This window comes from Phytobacter cepae, assembly GCF_054165735.1.
This window is the reverse complement of the sequence record NZ_CM135107.1, coordinates 2,777,736-2,791,402: the sequence shown is the minus strand read 5'-3', so window position 1 is coordinate 2,791,402 and position 13,667 is coordinate 2,777,736. Positions and strand designations below refer to the sequence as shown.

15 protein-coding genes are annotated in these 13,667 nt (G+C 53.6%); 11 read left to right on the top strand and 4 right to left on the bottom strand.

Annotation, left to right across the window (positions count from 1 at the left end; all coding sequences use genetic code 11):
- Positions 1-18 precede the first annotated feature (18 nt).
- The 7 genes from pspB (at position 19) to tyrR (ending at position 5,501) form a co-directional block, all read left to right on the top strand.
- A complete protein-coding gene (pspB, locus tag ACUY4Q_RS12950; RefSeq protein WP_458043173.1) occupies positions 19-243 on the top strand; it encodes an envelope stress response membrane protein PspB in 225 nt (74 codons plus the stop codon).
- On the top strand, positions 243-602 hold the full coding sequence (gene pspC, locus ACUY4Q_RS12945; RefSeq protein ID WP_458043172.1) for an envelope stress response membrane protein PspC: 360 nt from the start codon (positions 243-245) through the stop codon (positions 600-602). The genes pspB and pspC overlap by 1 nt, the downstream gene beginning before the upstream one ends.
- 15 nt (positions 603-617) lie before the next feature.
- Complete coding sequence (gene pspD / locus ACUY4Q_RS12940; RefSeq protein WP_458043171.1) at positions 618-836, top strand: phage shock protein PspD; 219 nt, start codon at positions 618-620, stop codon at positions 834-836.
- Between the two features lie 95 nt (positions 837-931).
- On the top strand, positions 932-1,246 hold the full coding sequence (gene pspE / locus ACUY4Q_RS12935) for a thiosulfate sulfurtransferase PspE (protein WP_458043170.1): 315 nt from the start codon (positions 932-934) through the stop codon (positions 1,244-1,246).
- 115 nt (positions 1,247-1,361) lie between these two features.
- A complete protein-coding gene (locus ACUY4Q_RS12930) occupies positions 1,362-2,759 on the top strand; it encodes a YcjX family GTP-binding protein (RefSeq protein WP_458047336.1) in 1,398 nt (465 codons plus the stop codon).
- The gene (locus ACUY4Q_RS12925; protein WP_458043169.1) at positions 2,756-3,808 is read left to right on the top strand and encodes a TIGR01620 family protein; all 1,053 of its coding nucleotides are present in this window, start codon (positions 2,756-2,758) and stop codon (positions 3,806-3,808) included. The genes ACUY4Q_RS12930 and ACUY4Q_RS12925 overlap by 4 nt, the downstream gene beginning before the upstream one ends.
- A gap of 151 nt (positions 3,809-3,959) precedes the next feature.
- Positions 3,960-5,501: a transcriptional regulator TyrR gene (tyrR, locus tag ACUY4Q_RS12920; RefSeq protein ID WP_458043168.1), complete on the top strand. Its 1,542-nt coding sequence runs from the start codon at positions 3,960-3,962 to the stop codon at positions 5,499-5,501.
- A gap of 43 nt (positions 5,502-5,544) precedes the next feature.
- Here tyrR and tpx read toward each other — a convergent pair whose 3' ends face one another.
- A complete protein-coding gene (gene tpx, locus ACUY4Q_RS12915; RefSeq protein WP_458043167.1) occupies positions 5,545-6,051 on the bottom strand; it encodes a thiol peroxidase in 507 nt (168 codons plus the stop codon).
- 117 nt (positions 6,052-6,168) lie between these two features.
- Here tpx and ycjG point away from each other — a divergent pair, with 117 nt between their 5' ends.
- A complete protein-coding gene (ycjG, locus tag ACUY4Q_RS12910; RefSeq protein WP_458043166.1) occupies positions 6,169-7,143 on the top strand; it encodes an L-Ala-D/L-Glu epimerase in 975 nt (324 codons plus the stop codon).
- On the opposite strand, the gene mpaA is transcribed toward ycjG, so the two are convergent.
- Positions 7,125-7,838, bottom strand: coding sequence for a murein tripeptide amidase MpaA (mpaA, locus tag ACUY4Q_RS12905; protein ID WP_458043165.1), 714 nt, complete (start codon positions 7,836-7,838; stop codon positions 7,125-7,127). The genes ycjG and mpaA overlap by 19 nt on opposite strands.
- Positions 7,839-8,022: 184 nt before the next feature.
- Between mpaA and ACUY4Q_RS12900 the strand changes: the two genes are divergently transcribed.
- The 3 genes from ACUY4Q_RS12900 to ACUY4Q_RS12890 all read left to right on the top strand — a co-directional run bounded on the left by ACUY4Q_RS12900 (position 8,023) and on the right by ACUY4Q_RS12890 (position 10,528).
- Positions 8,023-9,639 (top strand): peptide ABC transporter substrate-binding protein, encoded by a 1,617-nt coding sequence (locus ACUY4Q_RS12900; protein ID WP_458043164.1) that lies wholly within the window; start codon positions 8,023-8,025, stop codon positions 9,637-9,639.
- Positions 9,640-9,709: 70 nt separating this feature from the next.
- A complete protein-coding gene (locus tag ACUY4Q_RS12895; protein ID WP_458043163.1) occupies positions 9,710-9,919 on the top strand; it encodes a hypothetical protein in 210 nt (69 codons plus the stop codon).
- A gap of 420 nt (positions 9,920-10,339) precedes the next feature.
- A complete protein-coding gene (locus ACUY4Q_RS12890) occupies positions 10,340-10,528 on the top strand; it encodes a YdiH family protein (RefSeq protein ID WP_458043162.1) in 189 nt (62 codons plus the stop codon).
- A 45-nt stretch (positions 10,529-10,573) separates the two neighbouring features.
- Here ACUY4Q_RS12890 and ACUY4Q_RS12885 read toward each other — a convergent pair whose 3' ends face one another.
- Positions 10,574-11,794: a GGDEF domain-containing protein gene (locus ACUY4Q_RS12885; RefSeq protein ID WP_458043161.1), complete on the bottom strand. Its 1,221-nt coding sequence runs from the start codon at positions 11,792-11,794 to the stop codon at positions 10,574-10,576.
- Positions 11,795-11,967: 173 nt separating this feature from the next.
- Complete coding sequence (locus ACUY4Q_RS12880; RefSeq protein WP_458043160.1) at positions 11,968-13,332, bottom strand: diguanylate cyclase domain-containing protein; 1,365 nt, start codon at positions 13,330-13,332, stop codon at positions 11,968-11,970.
- Between the last annotated feature and the right edge of the window lie 335 nt (positions 13,333-13,667).

The following is a 13,667-nucleotide window of genomic DNA, read 5'->3' as shown; positions in this document are numbered from 1 at the left end:
TACCTGTAAGGAGTATACATGAGCGCGCTTTTTCTGGCTATTCCCCTGACGCTATTCGTTCTGTTTGTTTTACCGGTCTGGCTGTGGCTGCACTACAACAATCGTTCCGCACATGGTGAGCTTTCGCAGAGCGAACAGCAACGGCTGGTGCAAATGACCGATGATGCACGACGCATGCGCGAACGCATTCAGGCGCTGGAAGATATTCTCGATGCGGAGCATCCCAACTGGAGAGATCGCTGATGGCAGGTTTAAATTTGAATAAGAAACTTTGGCGTATTCCACAGCAGGGCATGGTCAAAGGTGTGTGTGCCGGTGTGGCCCATTACCTGGACGTGCCGGTCAAACTGATTCGCCTGATAACCGTTTTGGCCATGCTGTTTGGCCTCTTTTTCCCGGTTCTGGTGGCCTATATCATCATGACCTTTGTCCTGGATCCCATGCCGGATCACCTGGATGAAGAGGCTCTTACCCCCTCCAACAGCGAATTACTGGATAGGGTGGACGCAGAGTTAAGTGCAGGCGAGCAACGGCTACGTCAAATGGAACGTTATGTCACCTCCGACACGTTCTCACTGCGCAGTCGCTTCCGACAGCTTTAATCGAGGTAAATGACCATGGCGAAATGGCAACTGGCAACACAAAAAATCAAACCGGGCGTGAAACTCGCCGGAAAACTGGCTCTGCTGGCAGCGCTGCGTTTTGGCCCGGCGGGTGTGGCAGGTTGGGCGGTGAAATCCGTCGCCCGTCGTCCGGTAAAAATGCTGCTGGCCTTCGCTCTGGAACCCTTACTGAACCGGGCAGCCGGCAAAGTGGCCAAACGCTTTAACAAATAAAGATTGGCGTGCGGATTTGTGGATGATTAAACATAAAGCGGCTGCTGAGGACGAGTATAATCGCGCCAGGACTTCACTCACTAAGGAAAGACGAGATGTTAAAGCTGACGCTTATTGCGATAACCTTTGCAGCCAGTGCGCAGGCTTGCGCCGCAGAAAAATGGATCGATGTGCGGATCCCAGAACAGTATCATCAGGAACATATCAAAGGTGCGGTTAACCTTCCCCTGAAGGATATTGACGCGAATAATGTTGCTTCACTGTCCCGTGACGATACGCTTTATCTTTATTGCAATTCGGGCCGCCAGGCAACGCTGGCTCAGGAAAAATTACAGCAATTGGGATATCAGCATGTCATCAATAAAGGTGGTATGAATCAACTTAATATGCCTACTGTTAAATCGCACTAACCTCCTTTACATGGCGCCTGACGCTCAGGCGCCATGGTTGATAATGCCTCGCAGCACCCACATCTACATGACTTATCGTTAAACTTTTCACCTTTCACGGCGGCACGGAATGGCGATTGAACGTTGGAAAAATGAACTGAGCGCACTGGTTAACCGGGGCATGGACCGACATCTGCGACTGGCGGTGACGGGACTGAGCCGCAGCGGAAAGACAGCATTTATCACCTCGATGGTAAATCAATTACTCAATGTACACGCTGGTGCGCGTTTACCGTTGATCAGCGCAGTCCGCGAAGAGCGATTGCTGGGCGTAAAGCGCGTCCCGCAGCGAGACTTTGGCATCCCCCGTTTCACCTACGATGAAGGGCTGGCACAGCTGTACGGTACGCCGCCGGTCTGGCCAACCCCCACGCGAGGGGTGAGTGAAATTCGCCTCGCCTTGCGCTTCCGTTCGCAAGATTCTCTGCTTCGCCACTTTAAAGATACCTCCACCCTGTTTCTGGAAATTGTCGACTATCCGGGAGAGTGGCTGCTGGATTTACCGATGCTGGGGCAGGATTACCTGAGCTGGTCGCGGCAGATGACCGGGCTGCTACAGGGGCAACGCGGCGAATGGTCTGCCAAATGGCGAAAACTGACGGAGGGGCTCGATCCCCTGGCGCCTGCGGATGAAAACAGGCTGGCGGACATTGCCGCGAGTTGGACGGATTATCTTCATCAGTGCAAACGCGAGGGACTGCACTTCATCCAGCCGGGTCGGTTTGTGTTGCCAGGCGACATGGCAGGTGCACCCGCGCTGCAGTTTTTCCCCTGGCCAGACGTTGATGAAAGCGGGGAAACGCGCCTGGCGCAAGCCGGAAAGCAAACTAACGCAGGCATGCTGCGCGAGCGCTTTAACTATTACTGCGAAAACGTGGTTAAAGACTTTTACAAGAATCACTTCCTGCGTTTTGACCGCCAGATTGTGCTGGTGGATTGTCTGCAACCGCTAAACAGCGGCCCGCAGGCCTTCAATGACATGCGACTCGCGCTGACCCAGTTGATGCAAAGCTTTCATTACGGGCAGCGGACGTTGTTCCGTCGGTTATTCTCCCCGGTCATTGATAAATTACTGTTTGCAGCCACCAAAGCCGACCACGTCACCATCGATCAGCATGGCAACATGGTCGCGCTGCTCCAGCAGTTGATCCAGGACGCCTGGCAAAATGCCGCTTTTGAAGGGATCAGCATGGACTGCGTGGGCCTGGCGTCAGTGCAGGCCACGCAGAGCGGCCTGATTGATGTCAACGGTGAAAAGATCCCGGCGTTACGTGGTCACCGCCTCAGTGATGGCGAGCCGCTGACCTTTTATCCAGGGGAAGTGCCTGCAAGGCTGCCAGGGCAGGCGTTCTGGGATAAACAGGGCTTTCAGTTTGAGTCATTCCGTCCGCAAACGCTGGACGTGGATAAACCGTTACCGCATATCCGGCTGGATGCCGCGCTGGAATTTTTGTTGGGAGATAAATTGCGATGACCGAACCGCTAAAACCACGTATTGATTTTGCCGGACCGCTGGAGGCCGAGAGTGAGGCGCGGTTCAAGGCCGCGCAGACGTTCAATACCGAACAGGCCGATAATTTTTCCCCTGTTGCGCTCGAAGCGCTGCCTGAAGACGGGCAGGCCGAGGCCGTTGTGGAGTCGGCACTGCGGCCGAAACGCAGTCTGTGGCGCAAAATGGTGATGACCGGGATGGCGCTGTTTGGCGCCAGCGTCATCGGGCAGGGTGTGCAATGGGCAATGCATGCCTGGCAAACCCAGGACTGGGTGGCGATGGGGGGATGCGCCGCCGGAGCGTTGATTATCGGCGCAGGGGTGGGGTCCGTCGCCACTGAATGGCGTCGCTTGTGGCGTTTACGTCAGCGCGCTCAGGCGCGGGATGAAGCCCGGGATCTGCTTCATAGTCACGGCACGGGCAAAGGGCGAGCCTTTTGTGAACATCTGGCAAGCCAGGCGGGTATCGATCATGCTCACCCCGCCTTACAACGCTGGTACGCCGCGATTCATGAAACGCAAAACGATCGTGAAGTGGTCTCGCTCTACGCGAAAATCGTGCAGCCGGTGCTGGACACTCAGGCGCGGCGCGAGATCAGCCGTTCCGCTGCGGAATCGACGCTGATGATTGCCGTCAGCCCGCTGGCGCTGGTGGACATGGCATTTATTGCCTGGCGCAACTTACGGCTGATCAACCGAATTGCTGCGCTCTACGGTATCGAACTGGGTTACTACAGTCGCCTGCGGCTGTTCCGTCTGGTGCTGCTTAATATCGCGTTCGCCGGGGCCAGTGAAATGGTGCGCGAGGTGGGGATGGACTGGATGTCGCAGGATCTCGCCGCACGTCTGTCAGCCCGTGCGGCACAAGGCATTGGCGCGGGGTTGCTCACGGCACGCCTTGGCATCAAAGCGATGGAGCTTTGCCGCCCGCTTCCCTGGATGGAAGACGACAAACCCCGTCTGGGTGATTTCCGCCGCGAACTGATTACCCAGCTCAAACAGACGCTACAGAAGAGTAAATCGTCTTCGTAAGCGCCTCGTTAAACGGGCCTGCGCGCTTAACTTTACGGCACAGCGCCCGTTTTTTCCGCTAACTGTCAATATTTGTTGACAGACATCTTCCTGCCAGGCCGGAACTGACATATCATCGCGACATTAGTGGTCAATGAAGGGTGATGTTTCCATGCGTCTTGAAGTTTTTTGTGAAGACCGACTGGGTCTGACTCGCGAACTGTTGGATTTACTGGTGTTGCGCAGTATCGACTTACGTGGAATCGAGATCGATCCCATCGGCCGTATCTACCTGAATTTTGCCGCTCTGGCCTTTGATGCATTCAGCAGTTTAATGGCTGAAATTCGCCGCATCCCCGGTGTGACGGATGTCCGGACGGTCTTATGGATGCCTTCTGAGCGCGAACATCGCGCCATGAGCGCGGTACTGGAAGCCTTGCCAGAGCCGGTGCTCTCGCTGGACATGAAAAGCAAGATTGAGCTCGCGAACCCGGCCAGTTGCCAGCTTTTTAGCCAGGACCAGGACAAGCTACGTAATTACAACGCAGCACAGCTTATCTCAGGCTTTAACTTCACCCGCTGGCTGGAGAGTAATCCGCACATTTCCCACAGTGAGCATGTGGCGATCAACGGGCAGAATTTCCTGATGGAAATCACGCCGGTGCATCTGGAGGGGGAAACCGGTGAGGCCGTGTTAACCGGGGCCGTGGTGATGTTGCGTTCAACGGCACGCATGGGACGCCAGTTACAAAATCTCTCCCAGCAGGATCTCAGCGCATTTAGCCAGATCGTGGCGGTCAGTCCCAAAATGCGTCAGGTGCTGGAACAGGCCCGCAAACTGGCAAACTTAACAGCGCCGCTGTTGATTGTGGGCGATACCGGAACGGGCAAAGATTTGTTGGCGCATGCCTGCCATCTCGCCAGTCCGCGCGCGGCAAAACCTTATCTGGCGCTGAACTGCGCCTCGATCCCGGAGGACGCCGTCGAAAGCGAGCTGTTTGGACACGCACCCGAAGGTAAAAAGGGCTTCTTCGAACAGGCCAACGGCGGGTCGGTGTTACTTGACGAGATCGGTGAAATGTCGCCCCGCATGCAGGTAAAACTGCTGCGCTTCCTGAATGATGGCACCTTCCGTCGGGTCGGTGAAGATCACGAAGTGCACGTTGATGTGCGGGTGATTTGTGCCACCCAACGTAATCTCGTTGACCTGGTGCAAAAAGGGCTGTTCCGCGAAGATCTCTATTATCGTCTCAATGTATTAACCCTGAATTTGCCGCCGCTGCGTGACCGCCCTCAGGACATCATGCCGCTGACCGAACTGTTCGTGGCCCGTTTTGCCGACGAACAAGGCGTGCCGCGTCCGAAACTGGCGCATGAACTCAATCAGGTGCTGAGCCGCTACAACTGGCCGGGCAACGTACGTCAGCTTAAGAATGCCGTGTATCGTGCTCTGACCCAGCTTGAAGGGTATGAACTGCGCGCGCAGGACATCATCCTACCTGATTACGATGCGGCGACCCTGGCGGTGGGAGAAGATGCGATGGAAGGCTCGCTGGATGAAATTACCAGCCGCTTTGAGCGTTCGGTCTTGATTCAGCTTTACGGCAGTTTTCCGAGCACCCGTAAACTCGCCAAGCGATTGGGCGTGTCCCATACGGCAATTGCCAATAAGCTGCGTGAGTACGGTCTGAGCCAGAAGAAGGGCGAGGAATAAGCGAAGTGTGCCCGGCAAAGGAGTACCGGGCAACGGCGAAGGATTACGCCTTCAGGACTTCCAGCGCAGACGCGTAGTCCGGCTCGTTAGTGATTTCATTAACCAGCTGGCTGAAAATCACGTTGTCATTCTCGTCAATCACTACCACGGCACGTGCGGCCAGGCCTTTCAGCGCGCCTTCAGCAATGCCTACGCCGTAGTCGGCCAGGAATTCCGGGTTACGCAGAGTGGACAGCGTGATCACATTGCTCAGGCCTTCCGCACCGCAGAAGCGAGACTGAGCGAACGGCAGGTCTGCAGAAATGCACAACACCACGGTATCATTGATTTCAGTGGCCAGTTCGTTGAACTTACGAACTGAGGCTGCGCATACGCCAGTATCAATGCTCGGGAAAATATTCAGTACTTTACGCTTGCCTGCAAACTGGCTTAACGCCACATCAGACAGATCTTTAGCAACAAGAGAAAACGCAGCGGCTTTACTGCCCTGAGCGGGGATCTGACCGGCAACGGTAACGGGATTACCCTGGAAATGGACAAGTTGTGACATATATATCTTCCTGTTTACATATAGTTAACTTCGGCGCTAGTTTATGCCGAAAGCGAGCAGCACGGCAAACCTAATTTCGCCACTATACTCGTAAGGATAACGCCAGAGGAGTAAGGGATGAGAAGTGTAAAGGTGTACGAAGAGACCTGGCCGCTACATTCGCCGTTTGTGATTTCACGAGGCAGCCGCAACGAAGCGCGGGTGGTGGTGGTTGAACTGGAAGAGGATGGCGTAAAGGCAGTGGGGGAGTGCACCCCTTATCCGCGTTACGGCGAAAGTGAAGCCTCCGTCATTGCCCAAATCATGGCCCACCTTACCCGGCTCGAAAATCGACTGAGCCGGGATGAATTGCAAACCCTGATGCCGGCAGGAGCTGCCCGCAACGCCGTGGATTGTGCGCTCTGGGATCTGGAAGCGCGTCGCCAGAATAAGAGCCTGACCGAGTATGCGGGGAGCATCCTGCCATCGGTGGTGATAACAGCGCAGACCGTGGTCATCGGGACGCCGGAACAGATGGCGGCCAGTGCTGCCGCTTTAGTGGAAAAAGGGGCAACGTTACTGAAGATTAAGCTCGACGATCATCTTATCAGTGAACGGCTGGTGGCGATTCGAACGGCGGCCCCTGATGCGACCCTGATTGTTGACGCAAACGAGGCCTGGCATAGTGAAGGTCTGGCAGCGCGCTGCCAGTTACTGGCGGATTTGGGCGTATCGATGCTCGAACAGCCACTGCCGGTGGCGGAAGACGAGGCGCTAAGCAACTTCATTCACCCGCTGCCCATCTGTGCCGATGAAAGTTGCCATACCCGGGCTGACCTCCCAGGCCTGGTAGGGCGCTATGAGATGGTCAACATCAAGCTTGATAAAACCGGCGGGCTGACGGAAGCGCTGGCGCTGGCAGAGGAAGCCAGCGCGCTGGGGTTTGGTTTGATGCTCGGCTGTATGATCTGCACCTCCCGGGCGATCGGCGCGGCGTTACCTTTGGCAGGACACGTCCGTTTTGCCGATCTGGATGGCCCCACCTGGCTTGCGGTGGATGTCGAGCCGGCGCTGCAGTTCACCCCCGGTCAGCTTCATCTCTCCACATCATGATGTAAAAGCGCAGTCATCGCGGCAAGATACTTCTCGCTGGCTTCATCAGAAGAGACCGGCGGGAACTCCAGCGTGATGCAGTGCAGGTGCATGTCGGCGCACCAACTGCCGAACGAACCTGGCGTTTCGTAGCCCACACTGGTCACCAACGGTAGGGTAAATCGTGCAGAGAGCCACTCACCAAACGCGCTGTGCTGAGGGTCTTCCACACACCCCAGCGGATCGTGCAATGACACCACCCAGGCCGGGCGAATCCGATGAATCAATGTGCAAAGCGCCTGCGTTTCGGTTTCTGAACCTGCCCGCTCGCCGGTTGACAGCACCACATCACGCTCCGCTGCCGCACTGTTCCAGCGGTAGACCGTTTCACCTGCTTTCCAGTTCGCTGCCGGGAAATTGCGGTTGAGATCGACACCGCTGGCATTGGCTCTCAGACCCAACTGGCAGCCGTCCGGATTCACCGCCAGCACCACATGGTGTCGTCGAAGTTCGGGTTTCAGCGTTCGTAGCGCGCAGGAGAGCGTCACCACCGACGAGTTTTCATCGCCATGCGTGCCAGCAATAATCAACCCACTGGCGTGGGAGGCCTGTACTGCCGGGAACCAGAGAAGCGGTGCGCCCAACAGCGAATGTCCGTAGATTTCGCTTCCGGAAGGGAAAGCACCGCGTTCCTGGCGAGGTCGTGAGACAGGCATAGTTGTCCTTTGTTAGGGTTAATCTACATTCAGTGTCGGGCATTTTATTCAAGCCAGCAAATCTCCTGGCCGCCAGGAAACTCGATTCTCATCAACATTCCGGCGACAGGAATTTGCATTCCCCCGTGTTAAAACAAATAATTACCTCATCTTTTGCCTGGCTTCAAAATTAATAGGGGATCACATGAAGCATCCTGTGACGCGGATCGGTTGTGCGCTTTATTTGTGCGGTTTTACTTCACTGGCCTGGGCGGCGGATGTGCCCAACGGGGCAGTACTTGCCGAGAAGCAGGAATTGGTTCGTCATATTAAAGATGAACCCGCCACGCTTGATCCGGCAAAAGCCGTGGGCTTACCTGAGATTCAGGTGATCCGCGATCTGTACGAAGGGCTGGTGAACCAGAACGAAAAAGGGGAGATCGTACCGGGCGTGGCCACAAAATGGCAAAGCAATGACAACCGTGTCTGGACCTTCACGTTGCGCAGTGATGCCAAATGGTCGGACGGCACTCCCGTCACCGCGCAAGATTTTGTTTACAGCTGGCAGCGCCTGGTTGATCCCAAAACCACATCTCCCTTTGCTTCTTTTGCTGCGCTGGCGGGCATAACCCAGGCGCAGGCCATTATTGATGGTAAAGCGTCGCCGGATAAACTGGGTGTGACGGCGGTGGATGCCACAACCCTGCGCGTGCAACTGGATAAACCGCTCCCGTGGTTCGCTAATATGGCGGCGAGCTTTGCGTTTTACCCGGTGCAAAAAGCCAACGTTGAAAGTGGCCAGGACTGGACGCGGCCCGGCAACCTGGTCGGCAACGGCGCTTACGTGTTGAGCAGTCGCGTCGTCAATGAGAAGTTGGTGTTCACGCCGAATACCCACTATTGGGATAATGCCAAAACCGTGATTCAGAAAGTGACCTTTGTGCCCATCAATCAGGAAACGGCCGCCACCAACCGTTACCTTGCTGGCGATATTGATATCACCGAATCTTTCCCCAAAAGCCTGTACCAAAAGCTATTGAAAGATATTCCTGATCAGGTCTTCACGCCGCCGCAACTTGGCACCTATTACTACGCCCTTAACACGCAAAAAGGCCCCACCGCCGATGCACGCGTCCGCCTGGCGCTGAGCATGACGGTGGATCGTCGCATCATGGCAGAAAAAGTACTGGGAACGGGGGAAAAACCCGCCTGGCGCTTTACCCCGGACGTGACCGCCGGCTTTAAACCTGAGCCCTCTATACTTGAGCACCAGAGCCAGGATGAATTGAACGCCCAGGCGAAAACATTACTGCAGGCTGCGGGATACGGGCCACAGCGTCCGCTGAAGTTGACCCTGCTTTATAACACCTCGGAAACGCATCAGAAGATTGCCATCGCGGTCGCATCGATGTGGAAAAAGAATCTCGGCATTGATGTGAAGCTACAAAACCAGGAGTGGAAAACCTACATCGACAGCCGAAATACCGGCAATTTTGATGTCATTCGCGCCTCCTGGGTCGGGGATTACAATGAGCCCTCCACCTTCCTTTCACTGCTGACTTCCGGCCATAGCGGCAACATCACGCGCTTTAATGACCCAGGCTATGATAAGGCCATCAGCCAGGCGGCGCAGGAAACGCAGGCTACTGCACGCAATGCCGATTATAACGCGGCAGAGAAGATCATTGCGGAGAAAGCCCCCCTTATCCCCATCTATCAGTACACTAACGGGCGTCTTATCAAACCGTGGCTGAAGGGTTATCCCATCAATAACCCGGAAGACGTGGCCTACACGCGAACAATGTATCTGCTGAAACACTAAGGCGAAATGAAGGCATCTGCCTGATGTTTCGATTAGTATGTGTTTTTGCAGGTCATAGGGAGAAGAAACAATGTTAGAAGAATATTTTGGTGCCGCCGCGACGGATGAACAAAAGAAACGGCTGCTCGCGGTGCAGGCTGCGTTAGAGATTTCGAAAGCGTCAGTTTCAGCGTCCACGGCCAATTCGGGCATTCGTAGTCAAATGGACCTGCGTAACGTCTCTCAGGAAGTGGCGGCTTTAGCTGATGCCATTCAGGATGCGTTGGAAGACTACGAGTAAACACGCGAACGAGATTACGCGGCAAAAAAAGCCCGCTTCAGTGAAGCGGGCAAGTCAAACTGGAAGCAATGTGAGCAATGTCGTACTGAATACCTGACTGTTTCAGTCAACTATTCAGTAATGAGAAAGATAATCTTTATCATCTTATCGATCAACCCCTTTTTTTGTGTGTTCTGCACAACCTTGATCCAGGTAAACAAAAACCATTCTCATACTTCAATTCGCGCACGGAAACCTCTTGCATTATCTCAATCTGCTTTGCCATTCTCCGCTTCATTTAATTGTATGATTTATATTGATTTTTATTGCGATGTTGAGCTGGTAAGCGCAACGGCAGGAAGCGGTTAACCTGGTTAAGGTCAAAAAACGAGCAGCGGAATGTGTTATAGTGGTTATTCCTTAACCACTCACGAGGATGCTATGCATAACGAACTCGATCCTACCCAACTGGCCATTGAATACCTGCGTCGTGACAAAAGCACACTGACGCCTGCGCAATATTTAAAAAAATTGAAACTGCTCAGGCTGGAATTTGCTGACTTGCTCACGCTCTCACACAATGAGCTGAAGGAGGAAATCGATTTTGCCTGGCGGTTGGGCATTCACTGATCCCAGCACGCAAAGCGACGCGCCCACAGACGGGCGCTTATTTTTTCAGGCGGCGAGTACCTTATTCCGTCCATCATTTTTAGCCCGATAAAGCGCCTCATCCACACGCTTAAACAGTACATCAAGGCTTTCTTCCACCTGGTGGTGGGCCACGCCAATGCTTACGGTGAAAGCGGGAAGGCCGGGGACTGTCAGCGTTTCCAGGGTCAGGCGTATATTCTCAGCCAGCATCATCGCGGCATCCTCTGACGTCAGGGGCAGCAGCAGTAAAAACTCCTCACCTCCCCAGCGAAAGACAAAATCCCCACTACGCGCCTGTTGCTCAAGCGTGCGGGAGAGTTGAATAAGCACCTCATCACCTTTCTGATGACCAAAGGCATCATTGATCCGTTTAAAATGGTCAGCATCTATCAGTAATAAACTGAAATCCCTCGCCGACGGCGAGATGTGCTCCATCAAATGGTAAAACTGACGACGATTAAGCAGGCCGGTTAATGCGTCACGGTGTGCGGCATATTCGAGCTCCTGTTCAAGCCTTTTTTGCTCGGTGATGTCGTGGATGATGCACAACATCAGGCGCTCATTGTAAATTTCAACCGGGCCGGCATAGGTCTGAACATGACGTGTCGAGCCATCCGCAAGACGATGAACAAAATTGAGCGGCTTATGCCCGCCAGGCAGACGTGCAATTTCGGCCATCACCGGCAAGATGCCTTTGCCGAGGGTGTTAATTTCCCAGGTATGCCGCTGACACATTGCTTCATAGCTATAGCCATAGAAGCGCAGCGCAGCCTGGTTGGCATCAACAATCAGGCCATCGCGGGCCGGGTCGATGAGCAGAATCGGGGCGGAGTTGGTATAGAAAAAGCGCGCATAAAAGCCATGTTTACGCGGATGATAGGGGGCAGAGCGGCTGGCTTTCAGGCCAGACGTTGTGCCGTCAGGCAGACCCTCGAACACAATCACTTCACCGAAGCCATCAAGCAGGCGAAGTCGTGCCTTACAACTCAGGGTCGTGGCCTCACCGTGAGAGATGACGGTCCAGACTTCAATGATTTCGTCGTGGTTCTGTAGACCGGGGACGTATGCTGCGAGATGCTGCTGGGCCCAGGCTGAATACTTCCCCGTTCGCATTTCGTGCAACGCGCGTCCTGCGGCCAGTTGCTGCGCCGGGATGTTGGCAAAAAGTACCTCTTCGCTGCCTGGAGAAACGATCCAAATCGGCGTGGTCAGCAAATTAAGCGCATCAAGGTTATTCATCAGCATAGGCTTTTCCCCCTGGCGTGCGCATGGCGTTCGGTATTAAGGGTAAGTGATGAATTAATCACTATTTATCACTCACCCGATAATACCGTTTTCGGCATGTTCGTCATGTAGCTTGAGGAAATTCTGGAGACAAATGCAGCATTTTTTTGCGTTACAGCAGAAGCCGTAAAAGGTTACTGCCCAACTGACACATCGGTCAGATAGACGGGCGGCATAGACGCAAGCGGCTCCATTGCCGGATGCCAAATCTCCCAGCCATTTCGCCCCTTCTGCTTAACGTTATACATCGCGGCATCGGCTTTAAATTTTAAATCCTGCGCACAGACACCATGAGAAGGAAAAAAGCTTATGCCTACGCTCAGGGAAACTTTGATGACATGACCCAGTTCATAGAAAGGAATCTGCACTGACTCAACCAGATGTTCAGCGAGTAAGGCAATATCCTCCCCCTCGCTTTCAGGCACCAACAGAATGAATTCATCCCCACCCAGACGGGCCAGTGTCATTTTTGCATGAAGACAAGCCTGCAACCGTGTGGCTACCGATTTTAATAAAAGGTCGCCCACATGATGCCCCCAGACGTCGTTCACTTCTTTAAAGCGATCCAGATCCATAAACAGTAAGGCAAACCGCGAGTGGGTCGTCATGGCATCGGACAGGCATTTATCGAGGCGGTTATCAAACTGAAGCCGATTGGGCAGGTCGGTAAGAGGATCGAACCAGGCCTGTTTTTCCAGCTGCAAATTGAGCGCGTGCAAGCTTTCGTTCAGACGCGATGTGCGTATCTGCGAATCAATCAGCGAGATGAAGAGCATGATCCCAAGCACAATCAGCGTCGAGGTTGAAACCCAAATCGATAAACCCGTTTCGCTTACGCTTGAATGCATGGCGGAAGGCGCACTGCCGCGCACGACGATGCCCATACCCTCATGGCTGTCGCTGAATTGTACGGCGCTCATCGCCAGATAGTGCATCGCGCAAATGGTGACCCCCATCACCAGGGCCGCGAGCACATGATTGATAAAGGCATGGTGACGGACAAGCTTGCGTCCAAAAGCGAGCCAGAGGGCAAGGCCAGAGGCAAAAAATGCAATAACAACCGAGGAGATAAGACGTGGAGTATTCCAGAACAGGGTAATGTGATCGGTTAAAGCCATCATGCCAAGGGAGTGCATGGTGACAACCCCGCCGCTCAGTAACACCGTGGCGAGTGCCAGCCGCTGGAAAGACAGCGTCTCTTTACTCACCGCGACGTTCAGGGCAAGGGTGGCGGCAATGAGTGCGACCCAGAATGAGGCAATGGTCAAAACAATGTTGTAATGCATCACAACGGGCATTTTCATCGACAACATGCCAACGAAGTGCATCGACCAGATCCCCATGCCTAATGTGGCCCCGCCACCTATTCGCCAGAAAAGGGCCCTGCCAAAACTGGAGGCGCTAATTTTAGTGGCACTGTCCAACGCGACGAACGCGGCAATAAAGGCCACGACAAAAGAAATACTGATGAGAATCGGGTCCCACGATACATAAAGCATTATGCTTTCCACGTCAGCGTTGAAGACAAAGAGAGAAAGTGTTCATTATATTAGCAATGAAAGTAAAATCTTTGTCGGTAGTAGAGTTTAATTAGTTTAATAATGTCATTTAATTCAACTATCTCAAAATGGTTATCGGTGAGAGCTGGGGAAGCTTTAATTTAATGCATCATTGTAGCATCGCTTAAATAAATATTAGAATATGTAGTTGGGTTAATTTGTATACGATTTACTTAATCTTTATATGATATATTTTTAAATCGGTAAGGTTTTTTCACGGTTTAAAAAACTCATTTTATGTATTAGTCGGCCATTTAATTTAATCAAATGCTTAC

Excerpts from the sequence above, each read along its gene's own strand:
- pspB (WP_458043173.1), top strand. The coding sequence starts at position 19 with ATGAGCGCGCTTTTTCTGGCTATTCCCCTGACGCTATTCGTTCTGTTT.
- pspC (WP_458043172.1), top strand. The coding sequence starts at position 243 with ATGGCAGGTTTAAATTTGAATAAGAAACTTTGGCGTATTCCACAGCAG.
- pspD (WP_458043171.1), top strand. The coding sequence starts at position 618 with ATGGCGAAATGGCAACTGGCAACACAAAAAATCAAACCGGGCGTGAAA.
- pspE (WP_458043170.1), top strand. The coding sequence starts at position 932 with ATGTTAAAGCTGACGCTTATTGCGATAACCTTTGCAGCCAGTGCGCAG.
- ACUY4Q_RS12925 (WP_458043169.1), top strand. The coding sequence starts at position 2,756 with ATGACCGAACCGCTAAAACCACGTATTGATTTTGCCGGACCGCTGGAG.
- tyrR (WP_458043168.1), top strand. The coding sequence starts at position 3,960 with ATGCGTCTTGAAGTTTTTTGTGAAGACCGACTGGGTCTGACTCGCGAA.
- tpx (WP_458043167.1), bottom strand. The coding sequence starts at position 6,051 with ATGTCACAACTTGTCCATTTCCAGGGTAATCCCGTTACCGTTGCCGGT.
- ycjG (WP_458043166.1), top strand. The coding sequence starts at position 6,169 with ATGAGAAGTGTAAAGGTGTACGAAGAGACCTGGCCGCTACATTCGCCG.
- mpaA (WP_458043165.1), bottom strand. The coding sequence starts at position 7,838 with ATGCCTGTCTCACGACCTCGCCAGGAACGCGGTGCTTTCCCTTCCGGA.
- ACUY4Q_RS12900 (WP_458043164.1), top strand. The coding sequence starts at position 8,023 with ATGAAGCATCCTGTGACGCGGATCGGTTGTGCGCTTTATTTGTGCGGT.
- ACUY4Q_RS12895 (WP_458043163.1), top strand. The coding sequence starts at position 9,710 with ATGTTAGAAGAATATTTTGGTGCCGCCGCGACGGATGAACAAAAGAAA.
- ACUY4Q_RS12890 (WP_458043162.1), top strand. The coding sequence starts at position 10,340 with ATGCATAACGAACTCGATCCTACCCAACTGGCCATTGAATACCTGCGT.
- ACUY4Q_RS12885 (WP_458043161.1), bottom strand. The coding sequence starts at position 11,794 with ATGCTGATGAATAACCTTGATGCGCTTAATTTGCTGACCACGCCGATT.
- ACUY4Q_RS12880 (WP_458043160.1), bottom strand. The coding sequence starts at position 13,332 with ATGCTTTATGTATCGTGGGACCCGATTCTCATCAGTATTTCTTTTGTC.